25 protein-coding genes, 1 tRNA gene, 1 riboswitch and 1 other annotated feature are annotated in these 24,706 nt (G+C 36.2%); of the genes, 23 read left to right on the top strand and 3 right to left on the bottom strand.

Annotation, left to right across the window (positions count from 1 at the left end):
• Positions 1-2: 2 nt before the first annotated feature.
• The 7 genes from sdhB to IEU51_RS01005 all read left to right on the top strand — a co-directional run bounded on the left by sdhB (position 3) and on the right by IEU51_RS01005 (position 3,923).
• The gene (sdhB, locus tag IEU51_RS00975) at positions 3-764 is read left to right on the top strand and encodes a succinate dehydrogenase iron-sulfur subunit (RefSeq protein ID WP_186088117.1); all 762 of its coding nucleotides are present in this window, start codon (positions 3-5) and stop codon (positions 762-764) included.
• Positions 765-872: 108 nt separating this feature from the next.
• Positions 873-1,316 (top strand): MarR family winged helix-turn-helix transcriptional regulator, encoded by a 444-nt coding sequence (locus IEU51_RS00980; protein WP_186088115.1) that lies wholly within the window; start codon positions 873-875, stop codon positions 1,314-1,316.
• Positions 1,309-2,103, top strand: a complete 795-nt coding sequence (gene racE / locus IEU51_RS00985; protein ID WP_186088113.1) for a glutamate racemase — start codon at positions 1,309-1,311, stop codon at positions 2,101-2,103. Before IEU51_RS00980 ends, racE begins: the two co-directional genes overlap by 8 nt.
• A gap of 8 nt (positions 2,104-2,111) precedes the next feature.
• Positions 2,112-2,702: an RdgB/HAM1 family non-canonical purine NTP pyrophosphatase gene (gene rdgB / locus IEU51_RS00990; protein WP_186088111.1), complete on the top strand. Its 591-nt coding sequence runs from the start codon at positions 2,112-2,114 to the stop codon at positions 2,700-2,702.
• A gap of 8 nt (positions 2,703-2,710) precedes the next feature.
• Complete coding sequence (locus tag IEU51_RS00995) at positions 2,711-3,193, top strand: YfcE family phosphodiesterase (protein ID WP_186088109.1); 483 nt, start codon at positions 2,711-2,713, stop codon at positions 3,191-3,193.
• Complete coding sequence (locus tag IEU51_RS01000) at positions 3,193-3,747, top strand: GNAT family N-acetyltransferase (RefSeq protein WP_186088107.1); 555 nt, start codon at positions 3,193-3,195, stop codon at positions 3,745-3,747. Before IEU51_RS00995 ends, IEU51_RS01000 begins: the two co-directional genes overlap by 1 nt.
• A 102-nt stretch (positions 3,748-3,849) precedes the next feature.
• Positions 3,850-3,923: transfer RNA gene (locus IEU51_RS01005), tRNA-Arg, on the top strand.
• Between the two features lie 320 nt (positions 3,924-4,243).
• On the opposite strand, the gene merA is transcribed toward IEU51_RS01005, so the two are convergent.
• Entirely contained in the window at positions 4,244-5,572 is a 1,329-nt protein-coding gene (gene merA / locus IEU51_RS01010; RefSeq protein WP_186088105.1) for a hypothiocyanous acid reductase MerA, read from the bottom strand.
• A 137-nt stretch (positions 5,573-5,709) separates the two neighbouring features.
• On the opposite strand from merA, the gene IEU51_RS01015 reads away from it, so the two are divergent.
• From IEU51_RS01015 to IEU51_RS01025, 3 genes are all read left to right on the top strand, one after another.
• Positions 5,710-5,961: a hypothetical protein gene (locus IEU51_RS01015; RefSeq protein WP_186088103.1), complete on the top strand. Its 252-nt coding sequence runs from the start codon at positions 5,710-5,712 to the stop codon at positions 5,959-5,961.
• 114 nt (positions 5,962-6,075) lie between these two features.
• A complete protein-coding gene (locus tag IEU51_RS01020; RefSeq protein WP_186088101.1) occupies positions 6,076-6,942 on the top strand; it encodes an ABC transporter ATP-binding protein in 867 nt (288 codons plus the stop codon).
• On the top strand, positions 6,943-7,722 hold the full coding sequence (locus tag IEU51_RS01025; protein ID WP_186088099.1) for a hypothetical protein: 780 nt from the start codon (positions 6,943-6,945) through the stop codon (positions 7,720-7,722).
• A gap of 46 nt (positions 7,723-7,768) precedes the next feature.
• On the opposite strand, the gene IEU51_RS01030 is transcribed toward IEU51_RS01025, so the two are convergent.
• The gene (locus IEU51_RS01030; protein WP_229713773.1) at positions 7,769-8,239 is read right to left on the bottom strand and encodes a QueT transporter family protein; all 471 of its coding nucleotides are present in this window, start codon (positions 8,237-8,239) and stop codon (positions 7,769-7,771) included.
• 6 nt (positions 8,240-8,245) lie between these two features.
• A riboswitch (PreQ1 riboswitch) is annotated at positions 8,246-8,290 on the bottom strand.
• A 113-nt stretch (positions 8,291-8,403) separates the two neighbouring features.
• Here IEU51_RS01030 and IEU51_RS01035 point away from each other — a divergent pair.
• The 13 genes from IEU51_RS01035 to IEU51_RS01095 all read left to right on the top strand — a co-directional run bounded on the left by IEU51_RS01035 (position 8,404) and on the right by IEU51_RS01095 (position 24,236).
• On the top strand, positions 8,404-9,015 hold the full coding sequence (locus IEU51_RS01035) for an NUDIX domain-containing protein (RefSeq protein ID WP_186088098.1): 612 nt from the start codon (positions 8,404-8,406) through the stop codon (positions 9,013-9,015).
• Positions 9,008-9,994, top strand: coding sequence for a hypothetical protein (locus tag IEU51_RS01040; protein WP_188349253.1), 987 nt, complete (start codon positions 9,008-9,010; stop codon positions 9,992-9,994). Before IEU51_RS01035 ends, IEU51_RS01040 begins: the two co-directional genes overlap by 8 nt.
• A gap of 89 nt (positions 9,995-10,083) precedes the next feature.
• A complete protein-coding gene (tig, locus tag IEU51_RS01045; RefSeq protein WP_186088094.1) occupies positions 10,084-11,373 on the top strand; it encodes a trigger factor in 1,290 nt (429 codons plus the stop codon).
• 129 nt (positions 11,374-11,502) lie between these two features.
• Positions 11,503-12,759: an ATP-dependent Clp protease ATP-binding subunit ClpX gene (gene clpX, locus IEU51_RS01050; RefSeq protein ID WP_186088092.1), complete on the top strand. Its 1,257-nt coding sequence runs from the start codon at positions 11,503-11,505 to the stop codon at positions 12,757-12,759.
• A gap of 52 nt (positions 12,760-12,811) precedes the next feature.
• On the top strand, positions 12,812-13,399 hold the full coding sequence (gene yihA, locus IEU51_RS01055; RefSeq protein ID WP_186088090.1) for a ribosome biogenesis GTP-binding protein YihA/YsxC: 588 nt from the start codon (positions 12,812-12,814) through the stop codon (positions 13,397-13,399).
• A gap of 91 nt (positions 13,400-13,490) precedes the next feature.
• Positions 13,491-14,834 carry a glutamyl-tRNA reductase gene (gene hemA / locus IEU51_RS01060; protein ID WP_186088088.1) on the top strand — a complete coding sequence of 448 codons (1,344 nt, stop codon included), beginning with the start codon at positions 13,491-13,493 and terminating at the stop codon, positions 14,832-14,834.
• Between the two features lie 60 nt (positions 14,835-14,894).
• On the top strand, positions 14,895-15,827 hold the full coding sequence (gene hemC, locus IEU51_RS01065) for a hydroxymethylbilane synthase (protein WP_186088086.1): 933 nt from the start codon (positions 14,895-14,897) through the stop codon (positions 15,825-15,827).
• On the top strand, positions 15,805-16,500 hold the full coding sequence (locus IEU51_RS01070; RefSeq protein ID WP_186088084.1) for a uroporphyrinogen-III synthase: 696 nt from the start codon (positions 15,805-15,807) through the stop codon (positions 16,498-16,500). The genes hemC and IEU51_RS01070 overlap by 23 nt, the downstream gene beginning before the upstream one ends.
• The gene (gene hemB / locus IEU51_RS01075) at positions 16,497-17,477 is read left to right on the top strand and encodes a porphobilinogen synthase (RefSeq protein WP_186088082.1); all 981 of its coding nucleotides are present in this window, start codon (positions 16,497-16,499) and stop codon (positions 17,475-17,477) included. Before IEU51_RS01070 ends, hemB begins: the two co-directional genes overlap by 4 nt.
• Positions 17,477-18,766: a glutamate-1-semialdehyde 2,1-aminomutase gene (hemL, locus tag IEU51_RS01080; RefSeq protein WP_186088080.1), complete on the top strand. Its 1,290-nt coding sequence runs from the start codon at positions 17,477-17,479 to the stop codon at positions 18,764-18,766. The genes hemB and hemL overlap by 1 nt, the downstream gene beginning before the upstream one ends.
• Before the next feature lie 225 nt (positions 18,767-18,991).
• Positions 18,992-20,047: an AbrB family transcriptional regulator gene (locus tag IEU51_RS01085; RefSeq protein WP_186088078.1), complete on the top strand. Its 1,056-nt coding sequence runs from the start codon at positions 18,992-18,994 to the stop codon at positions 20,045-20,047.
• A gap of 33 nt (positions 20,048-20,080) precedes the next feature.
• Positions 20,081-20,295: a binding site (T-box leader), on the top strand.
• Positions 20,296-20,339: 44 nt separating this feature from the next.
• Positions 20,340-22,970: a valine--tRNA ligase gene (locus IEU51_RS01090; RefSeq protein ID WP_229713775.1), complete on the top strand. Its 2,631-nt coding sequence runs from the start codon at positions 20,340-20,342 to the stop codon at positions 22,968-22,970.
• Positions 22,971-24,236 carry a bifunctional folylpolyglutamate synthase/dihydrofolate synthase gene (locus IEU51_RS01095; protein ID WP_186088076.1) on the top strand — a complete coding sequence of 422 codons (1,266 nt, stop codon included), beginning with the start codon at positions 22,971-22,973 and terminating at the stop codon, positions 24,234-24,236.
• Between the two features lie 36 nt (positions 24,237-24,272).
• Here the strand turns inward: IEU51_RS01095 and mscL are convergent, their stop codons facing one another.
• Positions 24,273-24,650, bottom strand: a complete 378-nt coding sequence (gene mscL, locus IEU51_RS01100; protein ID WP_186088074.1) for a large conductance mechanosensitive channel protein MscL — start codon at positions 24,648-24,650, stop codon at positions 24,273-24,275.
• Between the last annotated feature and the right edge of the window lie 56 nt (positions 24,651-24,706).

The raw sequence follows: 24,706 nt of genomic DNA on the forward strand, positions 1-24,706 counted from the left end.
AAATGGCTGAAACAATTAAGTTATCAATCAAACGCCAAGATAGCCCAGACTCTACAAGTTACTGGGAAGACTTTGAAATTCCTTACAGACCAAACATGAACGTCATCAGTGCGCTAATGGAGATTCAAAGAAATCCTGTCAATAGTAAAGGTGAAAAGACAACTCCAGTAACATGGGACATGAGCTGTCTAGAAGAAGTTTGTGGCGCATGTTCTATGGTGATTAACGGTAATGCGAGACAATCTTGTACAGCATTAATCGATCAATATGAACAACCAATTAAGCTTGAACCAATGAGCACTTTCCCAATCGTAAGAGACTTGCAAGTGGACCGCTCAAGAATGTTTGACAGCTTAAAACGTGTGAAAGCATGGGTACCAATTGATGGTACATATGATCTTGGAGAAGGTCCAAGAATGCCAGAGAAAAAACGTCAAGTTGCATATGAACTGTCTAAATGTATGACATGTGGTGTATGTTTAGAAGTGTGTCCAAACGTGAACTCAAAATCAGACTTCATGGGTGCAGCACCGATCTCACAAGTACGTCTGTTCAACTTACATCCAACTGGAAGCATGAGCAAGGACGAAAGATTAGATGCACTTATGGGCAAAGGCGGTATCGCTGAATGTGGTATGGCTCAAAACTGTGTAAAAGCTTGTCCTAAAGGGATTCCTTTAACAACTTCTATCGCAGCTATGCAAAGAGAAACAACATTCCATATGTTCAAATCATTCTTTGGTAGTGACCACGAAGTAGAATAAATAAAAAATGTGCATACATCAAGTAGATGTATGCACTTTTTTATGCGATTTTAGTGTATGGTTAGTGTATAATAAACTTTTTAAGTTAAACAATTAGGAGCGTTAATAATGACAGATAAAGAAATTATTATGTCAGTGGAGAAGTCGATCAGATACATTTCTGGACATGTGCGTGCACATGGTAGAGAAATCTTAAAAGAGTATGATATTTCACCACTGCAATTCGTCGCTTTACAGTGGGTTAATGACAAGTCTGGTATTACGATTGGGCAAGTGGCATCAAAACTCTATCTTGCACACTCAACGACCACAGATATCATCGATAAGCTCGAACAGAATGATTTTGTGAGACGTGAACGTTCTGAAGAAGATAAAAGGCTTGTTTTAGTAAAGATTGAAGACAAAGGATTAGAAGTGATTCACAGAGTGATTGAAAAGCGTGTAGACTTTATCTCCAAGATTACAAGTAAACTTTCAGATGATGAAAAAGAATTGCTACCAGTAGCTTTACAAAAGCTACTAATGGAGAGCGAGAATCTCTTCAATGAATAGAGCGATTGGTGTAATGGACTCTGGAGTCGGTGGACTGACTGTAGTTAAAGAGTTAATTCGCCAACTTCCAAATGAAAAGATCATTTATTTTGCTGATAAAAAAAGATGTCCTTATGGAGATAAGTCTCAGATTGATGTAAGAGCATTTACCGAAGAGATTGCCCTGTTTTTATCAGCACATGATATTAAAGTATTGGTGTTAGCATGTAATACTGCTACAGCGGCAGCACTTCCTGAACTGAGAGAGAAATTAGACATTCCAGTCATTGGGGTAATTAAGCCAGGATCTAGAAGTGCGATACAGATGACAAATAATCAAAATATTATCGTGTTATCGACTAAAGGGACTGCAGAATCTCACGCGTACGGACGTAAGATCGCACGTATTAATAGGGATGTCAAAGTAACAGAATTTGCTTGTCCTGAATTTGTACCTCTTGTTGAATCCGGGCGTTATCATGACGAAAAAGAATCTGATAGAGTGGTAAATGAGGTCCTTTCATCACTTAAAAATCATGAAGCAGATACTGTGATACTTGGTTGCACGCATTATCCATTAATCAGAAACTCTATTCATAAGTTTTTCGATTATAGTAAATATATCGTTGATTCTGGATTTGAAACTGCACGAGAAGTCAGTGCGTATTTAGATTTCCATGATATGCTAAATACAGAAAAATTAGAAGTTCATCAGTTTTACATCAACGGTGAATATAAACGATTTGAAGAAACATTAAATAAATGGATATCGAATATGAAGTACTCCATTGAATCTGTAGACATGTAGGTGAAGGTATGAACAAAATAGTAATAGCAAGTGGGAATAAAGGGAAAATTGAAGATTTTAAAGCAATATTTAAAGATTTTGAAGTCGTTGGAATAAAAGAACTGATACCTGATTTTAATCCAGAAGAAACAGGTACGACTTTTGTAGAAAATGCGATTATTAAATCTGAAGAAGGTACAAAACTCACTGGACTTCCAGTTGTCAGTGATGACTCAGGTCTTTCTGTAGAGGTATTAGACGGTGCGCCTGGCATATATTCAGCACGTTACTCAGGAGAAAATGCAACAGATGAGAAGAACAACGCATTACTTCTAAAAAACCTTGAAGGAAAAGAAAATCGTGCAGCGTACTTCACGTGTGTGATTGCAGTTTCAATTCCAGGAGAAGAGACTGTCACATATACTGGAACACTGCCTGGTGAAATTATGGAAGCACCTGTAGGCACTCATGGGTTTGGATATGACCCATTATTTAAGACGCTTGATGGTACGCCATTAGCGAACTTAAATACAGAAGAGAAAGGTAAAATTTCTCATAGAGGAAACGCCATTAAGAAAATGCTACAAGATAAAGCTTTGTTTAACAAACTGCTAAAGTAGGTGGATGTATGAAAGTTTTAATTGTAAGTGACAACCATAGAGAAAAGAATATCATTGAAAATTTGAGTAAAACAATTCCAGCAGATTATTATATTCATCTAGGCGACAGTGAGTTTATCAGTGATGATCCAGAATTAGATGCTTATTTAACTGTGCTTGGGAATGTGGATTTTGATCGTTCGTATCAAAGACATGGAAAACTCAAGGATATTTTTTTCACACATGGACATTTGTTTGGAATAAAACATGACCGAACGACATTAGCTGAAAAAGCAGCTGGCCTCGATGCGAAATATGCGCTTTATGGTCATAGCCATGTCGCTAAAGTCGAGAGAATTAATGATGTGTATTGTATTAATCCTGGTTCAATTAGTTTTTCACGTAATGAATATCCGGAAAGCTATGCAATTTTAGATACGGTTAAAGATGTTGTTCAGTACTACAACAGAAAGAATGAATTGATGGATACAATTCAGCTTGAGAATTTATAATGAAGAACAGGATAGAAGTTAGAGATGGTCTTATAATGCGTGAAATAGAGGTTCATGAATATAAGACCATCCATAAACTTGTTACAAAAAACAAAGCATATCTAAGTGAATTTTTACCATGGGCAGCTTTTGATACAGAACCAGAAGATTATATTGAGACTTTAGAAGAATGGAAAAAAGGAAATGGCGAAACTGGGATGATGACACTTGGTGTTTATCATGATAATCATTTAGTAGGATTATGTGGGTTTAACACAATCAACCGTATGAATAGAAGCACGGAGATTGGATATTGGCTAGCAGAATCACATACAGGTAAGGGAATTATGACGGACTGTGTGACGAAGCTCGTTGAATATGGATATAATATATTAGGTCTGAATAGAATCGCTATTATTGTAGATGTAGAAAATGTATCCAGCATTAAAATACCCGAACGATTAGGATTTGTACGTGAAGTTAGAATGAAAGATTATTTTTATCGTAATGAAAGATTCTACGACGGATATTTGTACAGAATGACGAAGTTAGAATGGGAAGCGTTAAAGAAATAAAGAGATTTTCATAAATATGTAAATTTTGTAAAAATCTATGCTAAATTCTGTTGACAATAAGGAACGATATTGGATATAATAATACTTGTGTTCAAGAGAGATGTCTCAGTAGCTCAGCAGGATAGAGCAATGGCCTTCTAAGCCATCGGTCAGGGGTTCGAATCCCTTCTGGGACGCTAATTAATAAGAGAAACACCACAGCCAAGCGGTTGTGGTGTTTTTTTGTGGTTGAAATTCAATGGAAAATTTGTACGACAAATTCAGCTTAAAAAAGTGTTTTTATCGATAGTTTGGCGCTCAAACTGAATTTAAGCGTCAAAGTCTGACGAAATCACAAAAGTTTGTCGCTCAAAATGTTAAACACAAGATTATGATTTGACTATATGAGTATTCATTTCTGACGTTGTTTTCAAACATTTCTACTTTATTTTGGCTAGTAAATTCTACTCAACACTATAAACAATAAAACAGACACCTTACGGTGTCTGTTCTTCAGTCATTCCTTCACATTAAACAGGTCATTTAATGATTCTGTCATCGTAGGGTGTGTATATATGTTGTCTCTCAACACTTCATATGAAATTTTTTGATCGATTGCTAGTTTCACTATGTTGATCATTTCTTCGGATTCTTTTCCGTAGAGTGTTGCTCCGAGTACTTCGTTTGTTTCTGCATCGACTACTGCTTTGAATAATCCTCTTGGATCGTTATTGATTTTGTGTCTAGGGATACTATTTACTGGTAGTTTTCCTTCTTTAATTTCTTTACTAGCTTCTTTTGCTTCTTTCGCTGTCATCCCAACGCGTGATAGTGGTGGGTCTATGAATACTGTATATGGTACTGCTCCACGGTTTTCTGTTGTACGTTCTTTATCACCATATAAATCATCTTTCACAATTCTAAAGTCATCGAGTGAGATGTACGTGAACTGCATGCCACCTTTTACGTCACCAACGGCATAGATTCCTTCTCTAGTTGTTCTAAGGTGTTCATCTACTTTAATTTCTTTACGGTCAGTGAGTTCGATGTCCGTGTTTTCTAATCCTAAATCCACATTTGGTTTACGTCCTATCGCAAGTAACACTGCGTCTGCTTCGAATGTTCCTTTATTTGTATGAACAATCGTGTGATCTTCTGTATCCTCAAATTTTTCTGATTCTGCTTCTGTTACAAAGTTAATGCCTGCTTCAGTTAAATCGTTAATTGCAGCATTTCTAATTTCTTCATCTTCTTTAGGCATGAGTATATCACTACGTTCTAACACAGTCACGTCTGTTCCTAAATTATTAAACATGCTTGCGAATTCTAAAGCAATATATCCGCCACCAATGATAACTAGTCGTTTTGGTTGCTCTGATAAATTCATGATACCCGTTGAGTCATAGAGTCTTTTTGAAGTTTTCACACCTTCAATGTCGGGGATAACTGGAGAGGCACCTGTGTTAATTACAATGTTTTTTGATGTGTAAGTGTCTAACAATTTGTCATTGTCATCAAATACTTCTACTTCATAATTTGATTTAAATTTTGCTTTTCCATCAACGACTTCAATGTTTTCATCTGTCGCAAGAGTGTTATAGTTCTTTTTGTTTAACGCACCGACAACTTCTGATTTTCTTTCAAAAGCATCAACAAATGATTTGTTTAACTCACCATCATGTACTAATACTTTAGAAGGTATGCAGCCAATATTGATACATGTCCCACCATACATCTTGTTGGACTGTTCAATTACGGCAACTTTTTTTCCTTGTCTTGCGGCTGTCTTCGCAAGTGTTTTACCTGCTTTACCGAATCCGATAATTACTAAGTCAAATTGTTTCAAGTTCTTTTCCTCCTAAATATTTATCTCATATTTACATTAAGACGAAATAAAATTAAATTCAAGAAATGCGTTTTGAGTACATTCGATAAAATTCGGGTAAAAGATATTAAACAGTTAAAAAGAAAGTAGTGATAACCATGAGAGTTTATAAGGTTGAAAAGAAAATTACAAAGTATCTTTTAAAAGATATTGAATCAAAAGATATTGCAGATGCAGCAGGTGTGAGTGTATCAACAGTTGAACGTTTACGTGAAGAAGATACATCTCTAGATAACGCACAGTTCTCAACTGTTAAAAAATTGTACATTGCTGCAATGGCAGAAGAGAAGAAAAATAAAAAAGCCAAGAAAAAGAAGAAGAAAAAAGATAAAAAGAAAAAGTCTAAATAATAACGAATAACCTGAAGTAATATATATAACTTCAGGTTTTTCTTTTAAACAGGTTGACATATACGTATCATAACTATATTATCTTAGATAGTACAGATAGAAAAGAGGGGCAAGATGGAACTATTAAACGTATCGAAAAAATACGGTGGCAACTATGTATTAGAAAATGCGACGTTTGATCTTAATCCAGGTGTAACTGGATTAATTGGAAGAAACGGTGCAGGTAAAACAACTGTAATGAAAATTATTTGTGAAATTATACAAAAGCATGAAGGGCGAGTAAATCGTGGTGAAAACTTTACAGTAGGTTACTTAATCGAAGAGCCAAAGTTATACCGTCATAAATCTGGTTGGTATAATATCAAGTACTTCTCTAGTGTCTATAAATCAGCTGCTGATAAAGCATATATTGATTATCTTGTAGATGCTTTAGACATGCGTGGATACTTAAAACGTAAAGTTGGAAAGTATTCAATGGGGATGAGGCAAAAACTTGGTCTTGTGATTGCGATGTTAAATAAACCCAAATACTTAATTTTAGATGAACCTACTAACGGTATGGACCCAGATGGTTCGATCGATGTATTAAAAATCATTCAAGAGTTCTCAAGAAAATTCGACATTTCAGTTCTTATCTCAAGTCATAAATTAGAAGATATTGAAATGATCGCGGATGACATTCTTTTCATTGAAAAGGGACGTTTATCTGAAAAAGTACTCATCAATGAATTAAAATCTGGTACTTATATTGAGTTTATTTTTGATGAAGATGAAGCAAGACAAGCGTTTGAAATTTTAAGTGAAAGCGTACAGGATCTGGAGTTAAAGGGTAATGTGGTACGCATGTCTTATAATGGTGACTTCTCAATGTATTTAGAACGCATTGCTAAATCTGGATTATTCCCAGTAGATATGAACAAGAAGACAACATCACTGAAAGATTATTACTTCAAAATGATTGACCAAGGAGAGGTGAAATAGATGAATATACTTAAAGTCGTTGGATATGATATCAGAGATTTCTTTGCGAGTTGGTTAACATATCTATTCCTATTTTTCTCTGTTGCACCTGCAATTGGTATGATTGTGTCTGCACAATTAATCGATGATCTTTCAATAAATGGATACTTTTTAGCGTATGCGTTTGGTTCATTTGCTATTATATTTGTTATTGTATCCGCAGTACGTGTGTTCACAAAAGATATTACTGAAAACACGAATATGTTATTTATGAATAGTAAATCTAATCGTACAATCTATGCAATCGGAAAAATAATCAGCATGGGATTTGTTGGTTTTATCTATGGTGCAATTCTTGTGATTGTATTACTAATTGGGAAGGCATTAGGCACAGATCTTTTAGAACCCGCTCCATTTATTTCTCCAGCAGAACACGAATCGGTAGGGCATTTACTTAGTGAAGCGTTACTTGGTTATGTAGTTGTAGCACTAGTGTTTGGTACTATTTATCTGTTCTTAAGTCTATTTATAAGAAGATCAGTATTCGTCTTCGTGATCGCAGTAATTGTGACGTTATTCTATCCAATTATTGAATCACTTGGAAGTTTAGCATTTAGTGCATTATTCGAAAAAGACGCGAATATATTCATAGATTTCTTACAAAAGTACTTCCCATTCAGTGCAGCAACATCAGGAGTATCGGGAATCTCAATCACAAACCCACAATTCTTAATGATGGGTATTTACTTTGTAGTATTCTTGGTACTCACAATTATCAAAATCAGAAAAACAGATTATTAGAATTAAAAATCCTGGTAACAACATACTGTTACCAGGATATATTTATTTACTGCTCTATACTTCTAGTCAGCATCATACGGTCTCCGAATCTAGAAATTAAGAATGTACCGATTAGTGTCACAATTAAATTTGAGATAAAGATCGCAACGAATGTTGGCCAGTATGGAATTCCTAATACTTGCCAAAGCATTAATGGCACAATGATTGCACATAATAGTGAGTATTGTACTGCGTTAACCCATACATTTTTCACAAAATAACTAATTGTGTAGGCGATAACTGAGATCGATAATCCTACCGCAACATCAATTGGTCCAAGTGATGAGAATGCATTCGCAATAACTACACCAATCAGTAGTCCAGGAATGTACTTTCTATTAAAGAAAGGTACCATTGCAAGCATTTCACTCACACGTAGTTGGATTGCTCCAGTCCCAATCGGGTTGATTGTCGTGAAGACAACATACAGCGCTGCTAAAATCGCGTTAATTGCTAAATCGCGCGTTGACATTTTCATATTCAATTCTCCTTAGTTTTTTATACAGGGATGGTTACGAACCTGTTAATATTTAACCTATAATAGTATACCAAATGGATTACTTTTATTCTATAGTCTTCGGTTTAGAAATTAAGTTAGATAGTGTATCCTTGTTATATAAGACTATTTTTAGGAGTATATCTATGAGTAAATTTGACGAACAGATTTTAGTAGTAAAAACAGATACTTTACTAAATGAAAAACAGAACGCATTTAATGGATTTATTGATAACAAAGATCCAAAGTTTGATGAAATTGTTCAGACACTACCACAGTTCGAAGTAAAACGTCGTGGTGATATGGAAGAAGATCCTTCATATAAACAATTGATCAGCTATGCAATCATTGCGTCAGGTGACGAAACTCTTGTATATAAAAGATTAGAAGGTGGCGGTGAGTCACGTTTACATGGTCTTTTATCTATCGGAGTCGGAGGTCACATGAACGATATTGAAGACGTTACAGACATCAAAGAAAAAATGATGATAAACGCAGCAAGAGAACTTGAAGAAGAAGTTGGAATCACTGAAGACAAGTTAAAATCATTTGAAATCGTAGGTCTCATTAACGATGACACAAATGAAGTAGGACAAGTGCACATCGGCCTTGTATTCAAAGTTGAAGTAAATAAAGAAGATATCTTCAGCAACGAGGAAGATACAATTGAACTTATTTGGACGAATGACAGTGAGTTGAATTCATTATCTCCATATGAGTCTTGGAGTGAACTCATCATTCGTGACGCCTATGCGTAAAAAGAACATCAGAAGCCATCCTCGCTTCATTCAAAAGTTACAACGTGATTTAAAACAATACTATTATGACGAGGATTATTACACGTACATTCAACAGTTTAAAGCACTTCAAGAACTAGATTTTCCTTCATCTGAGTACTTTGAGATGTACTATGAATCATTATTTCACACAGGGCAAAATGAAAAAGCATTATTTTTTGGCGAGACTTTTTTTCAAATGCTAGATGATGACCACGAAGATAATGCGCTACACATGATCATGATCATAAGAGCATTAAAAAATTTAGAACGTTACGAAGAGGTTGAAAACTGGTTGGTGGCTATGGCTAAAAATCCCTATTTAGGGGATTTAGACCCATCTGTTTTAGAAAAGCTAGAGATGATTCTTCAATCTGACATTACAGATTCTTCCAAAGATGAACACATGATCCAACCAGAATTTGATGGTAATATTGAAAAAACAATTACTGAAGGATCTGTAGAAGCGAGACTTTCAGCTGTTGAATTTATTTTTAATAAAAAAGTAGAAGGTTATGTTGATCTCATCAGTCGCTTATATAAAAATGAAGAGATACTCATGATTCAGAGCCTGATGGTTGGATATTTAAAGGCGATGGATTACAATGATGAACCAATTGAATTGAATAAATTTGGTAAGAAGTTCAAGAAATACACCTCTGAATTTAAGACATTCGACAAAGAAGCAAAAGTAGTTAAAACGATCGAGTGGATCGATGATATTGGTGCTAGAAAATTTGAAGGTAACGACGAAAAAATCCGTCAAACATTGGAAATGTTTATGAACTTCTCTATTTTATGGTATCCTTACCATGTGCCGTTCACACCACAAAAAATTGCCAATATCTTCATAAACTATATAAGAGTATTGCATAATGAGTTAGACGAGAAAAACTTCCATGGTGAGCTGGCAGATTGGGTATTTTTAATTCAAGATGAAATTGAAAGATTAAACCAATAACAATCATTTGAACACTTATATGTTTATTGCTATAATATATAGGTTAAATAAACAAGTGAAATCATGTATTACAACGGAGGAAATTATTTATGTCTCAAACACAAACTTGGGAAAAACTAGAAGGTAACGAAGGTACATTAACAATTACAGTACCTGCAAAAGAATTTGAGAAAGCTTTAGACGAAGCTTTCAAAAAAGTATCTAAGGAAGTTCAAGTTCCAGGATTCAGAAAAGGAAAAATTCCACGTCAAATGTTCGAACAACGTTTTGGTGTAGAATCACTTTACCAAGACGCTTTAGATATGGTTTTACCACATGCATATGGTCATGCAGTAGAAGAAACTGGAATTAGCCCAGTTGATCAACCTGAAGTAGAAGTAGAAGAAATCGAAAAAGGTAAAGATTTAGTTCTTAAAATGACAGTAACTGTAGAACCAGAAGTTAAACTCGGTGAATACAAAGGCTTAGAAGCTGAAAAAGTTGAAGCTGAAGTCACTGACGCTGAGGTTGATGAACAAATCGAAGCAATGCTTGCACAATACGCTGACTTAGTTGTTAAAGAAGAAGGCGAAGTTGCTCAAGGCGACATCGTTAACCTTGATTTTGAAGGATTCTTAAACGACGAGCCATTCGAAGGTGGTAAAGCAGAAGGTCACGAACTTGAAATTGGTTCTGGTCAATTCATCCCAGGATTTGAAGAACAATTAGTTGGTCTTAAATCTGGAGACGAAAAAGACTTAGACATCACTTTCCCAGAAGAATACCACGCTGAAGAGCTTGCTGGTAAACCAGTTGTATTCAAAGTGAAAATCAATGAAATCAAACAAAAAGAAACTCCAGAATTTAACGACGCGTTCGTTAAAGAAGAATTAGAAGGTTTCGATGCAGACACTGCTGAAGGTGTTAAAGAATCAATCAAAAAAGATTTAGTAGCTGCTAAAGAAGAAGAAGCAGACTTCAAAATGAAAGAATCACTCGTATCTCAAGCGTCAGACAACGCTGAAATCGATGTACCTGAAGCTATGGTTCGTAATGAACAAGACAGAATGCTTCAAGAATTCGAACAACGTCTATCTCAACAAGGACTTAACTTAGAACTTTACGAGCAATTAACTGGTCAAGGTGCTGATGCTATGCGCGAGCAAATGAAAGAAGATGCACTTAAACGTGTACGCACAGGCTTAACTTTAGGCGCAATTGCTGAAGCAGAAGGCATCACAGTTGACGACAGCGATGTTGACAACGAATTAAGCAAACTTGCTGAACAATTCAACATGCCAACTGAAGATGTCAAAAAAGTACTTGGTGACTTATCAGTTCTGAAAGCAGACGTGATGAACCAAAAAGCAATTGATTTCTTAGTTGAAAACCAAAAATAATTGAATGAATCATTCTAACATTAAGCTCTGCACTAAAGTGTGGAGCTTATTCAATTGATTTAATCAGTTTAATTGAAATAGTGAGTATTCTGTTGTAAGATACTAAAGAATGAAAGGTCGGTGCAATACATGTTTAAGTTTAATGAAGATGAGTCAAATCTCACATGTAGTTTCTGTGGTAAAAACCAAGACCAAGTACAGAAATTAATTGCAGGTAGCGGTGTTTACATTTGTAACGAATGTATCGAGCTATGCTATGAAATTATTGAAGAAGAATTAAAAGATACAGAAACAGAATTTCTAACAGAAATTCCAAAGCCTAGAGAAATCTTAGAAGCCCTTGATGAGTACGTAATCGGACAAGATAAAGCGAAGCGTGCATTAAGTGTTGCAGTCTACAACCACTATAAACGCATCAATCAACGTGGGGACGACGAAGTAGAACTCTCTAAGAGTAACATTGCATTAATTGGCCCAACAGGGTCAGGTAAAACATTACTTGCACAAACGCTTGCACGCACGTTACATGTTCCGTTTGCAATCGCAGATGCTACAAGTCTTACTGAAGCAGGTTATGTTGGAGATGATGTAGAAAATATTCTATTACGTCTCATTCAAGCAGCAGATTATGATGTTGAACGCGCTGAACAGGGCATTATTTATGTCGATGAAATCGATAAGATTGCTAGAAAAGGTGAAAACACTTCAATCACTAGAGACGTTTCTGGTGAAGGTGTACAACAAGCCCTTCTTAAAATCTTAGAAGGTACAGTTGCAAGTGTACCACCACAAGGTGGTAGAAAGCACCCAAACCAAGAGTCTATCCAAATTAATACGAAAAATATTCTATTCATTCTAGGTGGAGCATTTGCTGGAATGGAAGAAATCATTAAACGTAGAATCGGTCACAAAGTGATCGGCTTCGGTGGACAGTCTGAAACAGCTGAAACAAATGAAGAGTTAATGGCACTTGTACGTCCAGAAGACCTTCAGAGCTATGGCTTAATTCCAGAATTTATTGGTCGTGTGCCAATTATTGCTAATTTAGAGGAATTAGATGTGGATGCATTAAAAGCAATTCTTACTGAACCTAAGAACGCATTAGTAAAACAATATACACGCATGTTAGAACTTGACGATGTTGAATTAGAATTCGATGAAGATGCACTTGATGCAGTTGCAGAACTTGCAATTGAAAGAAAAACTGGTGCACGTGGACTTCGTTCTATAATCGAAGAGCGCATGGTTGATATCATGTTTGATGTACCATCTAATGAAGACATTAAGAAAGTACTCATTACTCGTGATACAATCATAAATGAAACAGAGCCACAAGTTTTTGATGAAGACGGCAAAGAGCTCGATTTAAACAAAAAAAGTGCATAAATTATAAATAATGGCTGTCGCGTTCGACAGCCTTTTTTTAAAGGTGAGGATTATGAAAATAAACCCAAATAAAGTAGATATTATTATTTCAGCAGTATCAAAAGAACAATACCCAGAAACTGGTCTCAGCGAAATCTCACTTGCAGGTCGTTCTAACGTTGGTAAATCTAGTTTTATCAACGCTGTTTGTGGTAGAAAAGGTGTTGCCAGAATTTCAAGTAAACCAGGGAAGACAATCACATTAAATTTCTATGATGTAGATAACCAATTTGTTTTTGTTGACGTTCCCGGATATGGATATGCAAAACAATCAAAAAAAGAACGTGAAAAATGGGGAGCAATGATTGAAAGTTATTTAACTGGACGTAAGGAAATGAAGGCATGTATTCAGTTAATCGATCTTAGACATCCACCAACACAAGATGACATTCAGATGTATGATTTCTTAAAATACTATGAAATTCCAGTAATTATTATTGCGACAAAAAGCGACAAAATTGCAAAAAGCAAGATAGAAAAACATGTCGGAGTGATTCAAAAGAACTTACAAGTAGAACCAGAAGATGTGATAATTCCGTTTTCTAGTGTAACTAAACACAATTTAGACCGCGTTTATAAGGAGATCGCTGACAGAATCTAAACAATTTGTGACAGTCCGCTCATTCCTCACATTTTACAAAAGTTTTCTGTTATTATAAATAACATATGAATGAATTTAAGGGGGCACACACATGCATGTAGTTGCACTCAGTCTAAACTATAGAAATCTAGATGTCGAAGATCGTGAAAAAGTGACATTCGAAGAAGAAGATCTTAAAGACGCGTTGCATAAAATTCGCGGACAAAAGAGTATCTTAGAAAGTGTCCTATTATCGACTTGTAACAGAACAGAATTATATGTAGTCAGTGATCAAGTTCACACTGGAGTTTATTACACACAAAAATTCTTAGCAGATTATTTTGGATTAGACTTTGATGAAATAAAAACCATCACAGAAGTTCGGGAAGGTGATGATGCCATAAACCACCTATATAGAGTCACAGCAGGTCTCGATTCAATGGTTGTTGGTGAAACACAAATTCTTGGACAAATGAGAGATGCATTTATAGAAGCACAAGAAGAACATACGACAGGTAAATTACTCAACCGACTGTTTCAAGATGCGATGGCTGTAGCCAAAAGAGGACATACTGAAACAGAGATATCAAAAAATGCGGTAAGTATTTCTTACGCTGCAGTTGAACTTGCAAAAAATGTATTTAAAAACATTAAAGAGAAGCGAATATTAGTCGTTGGTGCCGGTGAAATGGCTGAAGAGTCATTACTCAACTTAACTTCAAATGGAATTTCTGATGTTACGGTAATCAATAGAAGTGAGCCAAGTGGTAGACAGTTAGCTGAAAAATACGGTGGCGATTATAGACCGATGAACGAATTAACGGAGTGTCTAAAAGAAACGGACATCGTGATTTCATCTACACGAGCAACTGATTTTGTCATTACGTCTGACATGGTAAATGAAGCAATGAGAAGTCGTCCAGATGAGTCATTACTTCTAATAGATATTGCTCTGCCACGTGACATTGAGCCGGAAGTCACAAATATTCCAAACGTTTATATGTATAACGTGGATGATTTAAACGGACTTGTCGATTCTAACTTAGAGTCACGCTTAAAAGAAGCAGAAAAAATCGAAGAGATGATCGATGAATCTGTGGATGCGTTTAATGGTTGGGTAGACATGCAAGGGGTGCGTCCTGTCATTCAAGCGATGAGAAAAAAAGCTTTAGATATACATGAAACAACGTTTCAAAGTGTCTTAAACAAAATGCCAGATTTATCTAAACGCGAACAAACAGTTATTTCTAAACATATGAAGAGTATCATCAATCAAATGCTTAGAGATCCAATTACCTATACAAAAGAACTCGCAGGAGATAAAAAGGGTGGCATTCAGCTTACTGAACTTGAGAAACTCTTTGGTATCGAAGATATCGTACAAGAGATTTCTGAAGAAGAAACAAAAAAAGCGCTCGAAAAGAATGAATTAATAAAAGAAAAACAGTTGAATTAACCTTTCTATGCTCTGCATTGAAAGGTTTCTCTATAAATAAATATATAGGTGAGGTAAATAATGAAAATAGTTAAAGTCGGTACGAGACGTAGTGGACTCGCAAAAACTCAAACATTACAACTCATTAATGAGTTAGAAAAAAGAAATCCCGAAGTTAAATTCGAAACAGTAGAAATTGTAACTAAAGGCGATCAGATCGTAAATGTCCAACTGTCAAAAGTAGGCGGAAAAGGACTATTCGTAAAAGAGATTGAAGAAGCATTGCGAAATGGTGAAATAGACATGGCTGTTCACTCACTTAAAGATGTTCCAAGTGAATTACCTCCAGGTTTTGAACTTGCTGCTGTGCCAGCTCGAGAAGATAAGAGAGACGCGTTCCTTTCTAATAATAACGTTTCATTCAAAGACTTACCACCAGGCAGTATCGTGGGTACATCGAGCTTAAGACGTTCAGCACAACTCAAAGAACTACGTGATGACATCACTGTAAATTGGGTGCGCGGAAATATCGATACAAGAATTAAAAAAATGGAATCAGGTGAATATGATGCCATTATCTTAGCGGCTGCCGGATTAAAACGCATGGGATGGGGAGACACAGTTGTTACTGAGTATTTCGATCCAGTTGAATTTATTCCTGCGATTGCTCAAGGTGCGCTAGGTGTTGAAATTCGTGAAGGTGACACTGAAATGAAAGAAATCTTAAGCACCATTCATGACGAAGAAACTTCAACAACAACTTCAGCAGAACGCGCATTCTTAAAACGTATGGATGGGAGCTGCCAAGTACCCATTGGTGGATATGCAGAGTTTGTAGATGGCGAATTATACCTAACTGGACTCATCATGAATGAAGAAGGTACTGAGAAATTCCTAGTGAAAAAATCTGCAGATGATCCAATCGAACTAGGAAACTTAGTTGCGGATGAAATGGAAAAAATTGGTGCGAAAGAAATCATTGAGCGAATCAATGAAAACAATCGAGAATCTTAAACGAATTATAGTGACGCAAAGCCACTGTAATCATAAAGAAACGAATCTAGAGGTATTGCACCTTCCAATTATCTCGTTTGAACAACTCTCTTTTGAAAAGACGAAACTAATTGGTACGTTTGATTGGGTTGTCATTACGAGTAAAAATACAGTGACATTCTTTAAAGAATATCTTAAAAATATAGAGTATAAGCATATTGCTTCTATTGGAAAAACAACGACAAAAGCACTTTTAGATGCAGGGTTTAAAGTAGATTTTGAACCGAGTACATTTACTCAAGAAGGGTTTATGGAAGAGTTTAAGGTTAATTCTGATATGCGTATTCTTTATCCTGCAAGCAACGAAAAACGTCCTTTGATGCGAGACTTTATGAAAGATCATGATGCTGAAGTCGTTGAAATTGAATTGTATCATCCAGTCGGTAACAAAGATTCAATAAATAAAATTAAAAATAACCTTTTAAGTTCTGATGCAATCACATTTTCAAGTCCGTCTGGTGTTCATGTGTTCATGTCGAATTTTGAAAAAGAGGTACTAGATAAAATTACGGTAGCCTCAATCGGTCATGTCACAGAGCGTACGCTTAAAGAGTACGGGATTTCATCAATTATGCCAAAAGAAGCGACATTAAATTCAATGATAGAGATGTTAGAAAAGGAGTTATATGAATGAAATTTGATAGACACCGTAGACTAAGAAGTTCACAATTTATGAGAGATATTGTGAGAGAGAATTCTTTATCTAAAAATGATTTAATTTACCCAATATTTGTGGTCGAAGAACCAGATATTAAAAAAGAAGTTCCATCAATGAAAGGCGTATTCCAAATTTCATTGAACAGACTTGAAGAAGAAATTCATGAAGTTGTAAAACTTGGAATTAAGTCTGTTATTTTCTTTGGTGTTCCAAATGAAAAAGATGCATTAGGTACGGGTGCATATGATGAAAACGGAATTGTGCAAGAAGCATGTAAATTATCGAAAAAGTTATATCCAGAGTTACTTGTTATTTTAGATACGTGTATGTGTGAATATACGGATCACGGACACTGTGGTGTAATTAACGAAGAGACTCAAGATGTGGATAACGATAAATCACTCCCTTTACTTGTAAAAACTGCCGTATCTCAAGCGAAAGCTGGAGCAGACATTATTGCGCCATCAAACATGATGGATGGTTTTGTAGCTGAAATCCGTAAAGGATTAGATGAAAATGGGTTTGAACATATTCCTATCATGAGTTATGGAATTAAATATGCTTCTAAATTCTATGGTCCATTTAGAGATGCTGCAGAAAGCACGCCATCATTTGGTGACCGTCGCACGTATCAAATGGATCCAGCGAATAGACGAGATGCTCTGCGTGAACTCGAAAGTGATGAGCGTGAAGGTGCGGACATGATGATTGTAAAACCAGCATTATCTTACCTTGATATTATTCGGGACGTTAGAAATAGTTCAAACTTACCAATTGTTGCATATAATGTAAGTGGTGAGTACTCAATGACGCGTAATGCCGTTGACCAGGGATTATTAGATGAAGAAGTTATCATGGAACAAATGCTTTCTATGAAGCGTGCAGGTGCTGATTTAATCATCACATACTTCGCAAAAGACTTATGTAAAATGATCGATAAAGGAGAAAACTAATGAATTTCGAAACTTCAAAATCATTATTTAAAGATGCAGTTGACCTAATGCCAGGTGGGGTAAGTTCACCGGTTAGAGCCTTTAAATCTGTAAAGATGAACCCAGTATTTATCGACAGTGCAAAAGGTGTCATGGTTAAAGACGTAGATGGAAATGAATATATTGACTACGTATTAAGTTGGGGACCACTTATTTTAGGGCATAGTAATGACCGCGTCGTGAAAGCGATTCAAGACCAAGCGACAAAAGGGACATCATTTGGTGCACCTACAGAGCTTGAGAACCAATTAGCAGAAATCGTGATTGACCGTGTGCCATCAATCGAGATGGTTAGATTTGTATCTTCTGGTACTGAAGCTACACTATCTGCACTAAGACTTGCACGAGGATATACAGGGCGTAACAAAATTTTAAAATTTGAAGGCTGCTATCACGGTCACTCAGATTCACTTTTAATTAAAGCGGGTAGTGGTGTCGCAACCCTTGGACTCCCGGATTCTCCAGGTGTTCCAGAGGGTGTAGCAAGTAACACAATTACAGTCCCTTACAATGATAAAGAATCACTAAAACAAGCGTTTGAAAAATTCGGTGATGATATCGCAGCTGTAATTATGGAGCCTGTTGCAGGTAACATGGGGGTTGTACCTCCAGTAAATGATTTCCTACATTTCGTAAGAGAAATCACTGAAGAGAATGGTACGTTACTCATCTTAGATGAAGTAATGACAGGATTCCGTGTGTCATATCATTCAGCTCAAGGTTACTTTGGTGTAACTCCTGACCTTACGTGCCTAGGTAAAGTAATTGGTGGTGGATTACCAGTTGGTGCTTACGGCGGTAAACGTGAAATCATGGAGCATGTTGCACCTGTTGGAACAATTTACCAAGCAGGTACGTTATCAGGAAACCCGCTCGCTATGACTGCAGGAATTGAAACACTATCTCAATTGACTGAAGAATCATATGAGCATTTTAATACACTCGGAGATATCATTGAGAGTGAATTGCCAAAAATCTTTCTAAAACACGGCGAAAAAATTACAATTAACCGTGCTGGTTCTATGATTGGATTCTTCTTAACAGAAGGACCAGTAGTAAACTTTGATGATGCAAACCGCTCAGACTTAGATTTATTTGCATCACTTTTCCAAGAATTACTTAAAGAAGGCGTTTATTTACCACCTTCACAATTTGAAGGGATGTTTTTATCGACTTCTCATACAAAAGACCATATTGAAACAACGTTAAAAGCGTTTGATAATGCACTGAGCCGTATCAAAAGTAAATAATTGTTGATTTTACTCGGCAAATCTTTCATAATTTAAAGTAAGATTAATAAAAAGGGGTCGAGACTCTTGGCTATTGTTAAAAAGAAAAAAGATCCGGCAAATATCCTTTATTGGTTAATGCCTACAATTGTGGTACTACTCTTATTACCACTACTCATATTCCACCTGTAAAAGATAAGCGCACAAATGTGCGCTTTTTTTTCGTATTTTAAGAGAGGAGTGTAAATGATGCGTTACTTAAAAACGATACTACTGTTTATTATCTGTAGTGTACTCTCTATTTTAATTGGTTTTACTCATTTGCCTCTTGCATGGCTATTCGGTAGTTTGATCGGTACTCTATTATTTATTCGATATTTTGGAACTAAATTTTGGTATCCAAGATGGTTTGGTGATTCAGGTGTATTCCTTATGGGGTTCCAGATTGGATCATCTCTTACTGCAGTCGCACTCTTTGCGATGCTTGCGGATCTATTAAATATAGTCATCATTTCATTTTTAGTCTTGCTCATGAGTTTATCATTGTCACGCATGTTTATGAAATTAACACGATCGAGCCTTGAAACTGCGATTCTTGCCAGTGTGCCCGGTGCGTTGAGTCAGATGCTCATCATGGCTGAAGAAAATAAAAATGCAGACATTATGCTTGTGTCTCTCACACAGATGTCTCGTATTGTGCTTATTGTTTTAATCGTACCGTTTATTGCGCAGTTCTTTCCATCAGAAGGGAAGACGGGTATTGCCGAAGTTGTACCACATTTAACAGAAGTATTAACACCACTTATGATTTTAATTCCACTCGGTGGAATTTTGATGTACGTATTCTTAAAGAAAATAAAGTTTCCAGCTGCGATTATGTTAGGACCAGTTTTAGTGATGATTATTTGGAACTTGACGACTGGGATTACATTTACTCTAGACATCGCGCTCATTAACTTTGCGCAAATTCTCTTTGGTATTCGTATCGGTCTTCAGATCTCAACATTACTATCTCAGCTTGCGAAACGATTGATTTTTATTATTTTGATGCAGAACATCTTACTAATAACGGGTACTTTGGTGATTGTACTGATCTATCAATTCTTCACAACACACAGTTTTAATACTCTATTTTTAGCAGCTGCTCCTGGTGGACTTGCTCAGATTATTGTCATTGCATTAGAAACAGGTGGAGACATATCGATTATCTCAAGCTATCACATTTTTAGAATATTTTTCATTATTCTATTTATTGTTCCACTTATAGACTTTTATCTCAGACGTCGTGCGTCCAAAGCTTGACATAACAGTCTTTTTCGAGTAATCTATTAACATATTAATATTGAGTTTAGAAGGAGTAACACAAGGATTTAGTTTCTCTAGAGAGCGTGTGTTTGGTGTAAACACGTGAAACACTTGTGTGAAGTAGTCTAAGTAATTTAACTTGAAACGAGTAGAGTTAGACGTTTGATGAGCGTTAATCATAATTAAGTGTAGTGTGAAATTTTCACGCTAAATTTAGGTGGTACCACGGAACTTCCGTCCTATTTTAGGATGGAAGTTTTTTGTTTTTTAATGTTAAGGAGATGATTATATGAAGGAAATGTCAACGAAGTATAATCCGCAAGAAGTAGAACGCGGAAAGTATAAAGAATGGGTAGAGAAGGGATATTTTGAAGCAGATGTAGATTCACATAAACCACCGTTTTCAATTGTAATTCCACCACCAAATGTAACAGGTAAACTGCACTTAGGTCACGCCTGGGACACTACGTTACAAGATATCATCACACGTATGAAACGCATGCAAGGATATGATGTGCTCTACTTGCCTGGTATGGACCACGCAGGTATCGCAACTCAAGCACGTGTAGCTGCTCGTTTACGTGAAGAAGGAATTAAACTATCTGATCTAACTCGTAAAGAATTCTTAAATCATGCATGGAACTGGAAAGAAGAATACGCGAGTCACATTCGCGACCAATGGGCAAAAGTTGGTCTTGGACTAGACTACACTCACGAGCGTTTCACACTCGATGATGGATTATCTAAAGCCGTAAGAAAAGTGTTTGTTGACTTATACAACAAAGGACTAATCTATCGTGGTGAGTACATCATCAACTGGGATCCAGAAACTAAAACAGCACTCAGTGATATTGAAGTGATTCACAAAGAAATTGAAGGTAACTTCTATCACATCAAGTATGAGGTAGAAGATGGTTCAGAATTCTTAGAAATCGCAACGACGCGTCCTGAGACAATGCTTGGGGACACTGCGGTTGTTGTTCATCCAGATGATGAGAGATATAAGCACTTAATCGGTAAAAACGTAATACTTCCAATTGTCGGACGTAAATTACCAATCATCGCAGACGATTATGTAGATATGGAGTTTGGTACAGGTGCCATGAAAGTTACACCTGCCCACGATCCAAACGACTTTGACCTTGGGAATACACACGATTTAGAACGTATTAACGTATTAAACGAAGATGGTTCTATCAATGAACTCGGTGGGAAATACGTTGGTATGGACCGATTTGAGTGTCGTAAAGCACTTGTCGAAGATTTAAAAGCAGAAGGGTTCTTAATCGACATTAAAAAACACGTGCATTCAGTAGGACACTCTGAGCGTTCAAATGCAATTGTTGAGCCATTTCTTTCAACTCAGTGGTTTGTAAAAATGGATCCAATTGCTGAAATGACTTTAAATAACCAAAATACGGATAACAAAATTAACTTTGTACCAAACCGTTTTGAAGGCACATTTAACAGATGGATGGAAAACGTACATGACTGGGTTATTTCTAGACAGTTATGGTGGGGTCACCAAATTCCAGCTTGGTACCATAACGAGACTGGTGAAATGTATGTGGGTATGGATGCACCAGAAGACATTGAAAACTGGACACAAGATTCGGATGTTTTAGATACATGGTTCTCAAGCGCGTTATGGCCGTTCTCTACAATGGGTTGGCCAGATGAAACAAAAGAACTCGAAAAGTACTACCCAACAAGTGTACTTGTTACTGGATATGACATCATCTTCTTCTGGGTTGCACGTATGATATTCTCTGGATTAGAACATACTGGTAAACGTCCATTTGATGATGTTTTATTACACGGACTTGTACGTGATGAACAAAATAGAAAAATGTCTAAATCACTGGATAATGGTGTAGACCCTATGGATGTTATTGATTCGTATGGTGCAGACGCAATGCGTTACTTCTTATCAACGGGTACAACACCAGGACAAGACTTACGCTATAGCGATAAGAAAGTTGAGTCTGTATGGAACTTTATTAACAAAATTTGGAATGCATCCAGATTCGCACTCATGAACATCGGATCGGATTTCAAAATGACGGATATTGATTTAACTAAAGAAAAATCATTAGCGGATAAATGGATTTTGACACGCTTGAATGAAACGATTAGTGAAGTGACACGTCTTTCAGAAATTTATGAGTTCGGTGAAGTCGGACGAATTCTCTATCATTTCATCTGGGACGATTTCTGTGACTGGTACATTGAAATGGCGAAACTTCCGATGACTGAAGGTACAGACGAAGAGAAAAACATGACACGTTCAGTATTACTATATACCCTTGATAAAATTCTTAAAATGCTACACCCATTCATGCCGTTTGTAACAGAAGAAATTTACCAAACAATTGAGGGAGACCGTTCGATTGTTGTGAGTGAATGGCCAACAGTAAAAGAAGAATTAACTGACAATGATAGTAAAGAAACAATGGCATTGCTTGTAGATATTATTAAATCAGTACGTCAAACAAGAAATGAAGTAAATACGCCACTTTCTAAGCCAATTGATATTAAAGTTGAGGTTAAAAATGAAACAAAACGAGGGTTAATCGAAGAAAATAAGCACTACATTGAACGTTTCACAAACCCAAAAACATTAGAAATCAGCGAAACGATTGTCGCAGATGACGATTCTAAGACAAGTGTTGTGAGTGGTGCGAAAGTGGTACTTCCTTTATCAGGACTCATTAACATTGAAGATGAAATCAATAGACTTGAGAAAGAACAAAACCGTTTAACTGGAGAGCTTAAACGTGTAAATGGTAAGCTTTCTAATGAAAAATTCGTTCTAAATGCGCCGGAAGCTGTAGTTAAATCAGAAAAAGAAAAACAAGCATCATATCAAGCGCAATATGATGACGTCACAGCGCGTTTGGAAGAACTAAGAGGTAAATAAATGGACTATAAAGAGACATTAGATTGGATTCATAACAGAGGCAAGTTTGGAATTAAACCAGGCGTTAAGAGAATGACTTGGATGTTAAACGAACTCGGAAATCCACAAGATAAAATCCGTGGTGTTCATGTGGTTGGAACGAACGGGAAAGGATCGACAGTCGCATATATGAGAAGTGCGTTAAACTATAACGATTATACGGTGGGGACGTTTACCTCACCTTATATCGTTGTATTTAATGAGCGTATTTCAGTTGATGGGAATCCGATTAGTGACGAAGATCTTACTCACGTTGCAAACATCGTACGCCCAGTTTCAGAAAGAATGATTGAAGAGACAGATCTTGGACAGGCTACTGAATTTGAGATTATCACTATGATGATGTTCGTTTACTTTGGTAGTATCCATCCAGTAGATTTTGTAATCGTTGAAGCAGGACTCGGAGCCACTCATGATTCTACAAATGTTTTCAAACCAATCATGACAGTCCTAACAAGCATAGGTCTCGATCATACAGACATTTTAGGAGACACGCTTTTAGAAATCACTAAAGACAAATCAGGTGTGATAAAACCAGGTGTTCCACTTGTATTCAATGTGGAGGATGAGGAAAGCAAAAACTATATCTATCAAGTGTTAGAGGCAAATAATTCTAAAGGCATTGAGCTTAGTAGAGAAATTCTTTTATTACGAAAAGATGGAGAATTTGCGTTCCAATATGGAAATTATGATTTCCAAGATATTAAATTAAAAATGCTCGGGCTTCATCAGAAGAAAAATGCATCTCTTGCAATGGCAGCACTCGTTGAAATGAATGAGCTAGGTCTCGTTGAGCTCGATATGAATAAGATGGTTTCTGGTGTTGAAGAAGCGACATGGGTTGGACGAATAGAAGTGTTAAGTGAAAATCCAACGATTATCATTGATGGCGCACATAATAGAGAAGCTGTTGATGTATTAGTTGAGACGATGGAGAATAACTTTAAAGGTCGTGACATCACAGTACTATTCTCATGTGTTTCTGGAAAACCTATTGAAAATATGGTTAGAAAACTAGAATCGATCGCGAATGAGTTTAATATCACAGAATTTGATTTTTACCGTGCGCGAAAGATTGAAGAGATTAAAAGTGCAGTCGCTCATCCAAACAGTCATGTAGTAGATGATTACATCAAGTACATCGATGAATTTGATGGGGATGTACTACTCGTAACGGGTAGTCTGTATTTTATCAGCAATGTAAAACAACATTTTAATAAAAAATAAAAAAAGATCATCCATCGTTGGATGATCTTTTTTCAATTATAGCTCTCTATTATTTTGGAGTTTTAATTGATCACGGATTTCTTTAAGCGTTTCAAGTGCTTCATCAATTTCTTCTTCTTCTTTTTCAACAAATGCGCCACGAGTCACTTTGTTCACAATTTTAACAAACATAAATACAGCAAAACCGATAATTATGAAGTCGATAATTGATTGGATGAATACACCATACGTAATGCCTTTGTACGCCCAGTTTGAAGCGAAATCTGTATCGCCAAAAATTAGAGCAATCCCTGGCATGATGATGTTCGCAACTAAACTATCCACGATTTTACCGAAAGCAGCACCAATAACTACTGCTACAGCTAAGTCAAGGACGTTCCCACGCATAATAAATTCTTTGAATTCTTTAATCATGATATTTTCTCCCTTCCTAAAGTTACCTAATTATACTACATGAGTAAGCATATGAT

Source organism: Phocicoccus schoeneichii, assembly GCF_014635565.1.
Classification (GTDB): Bacteria; Bacillota; Bacilli; order Staphylococcales; family Salinicoccaceae; genus Phocicoccus; species Phocicoccus schoeneichii.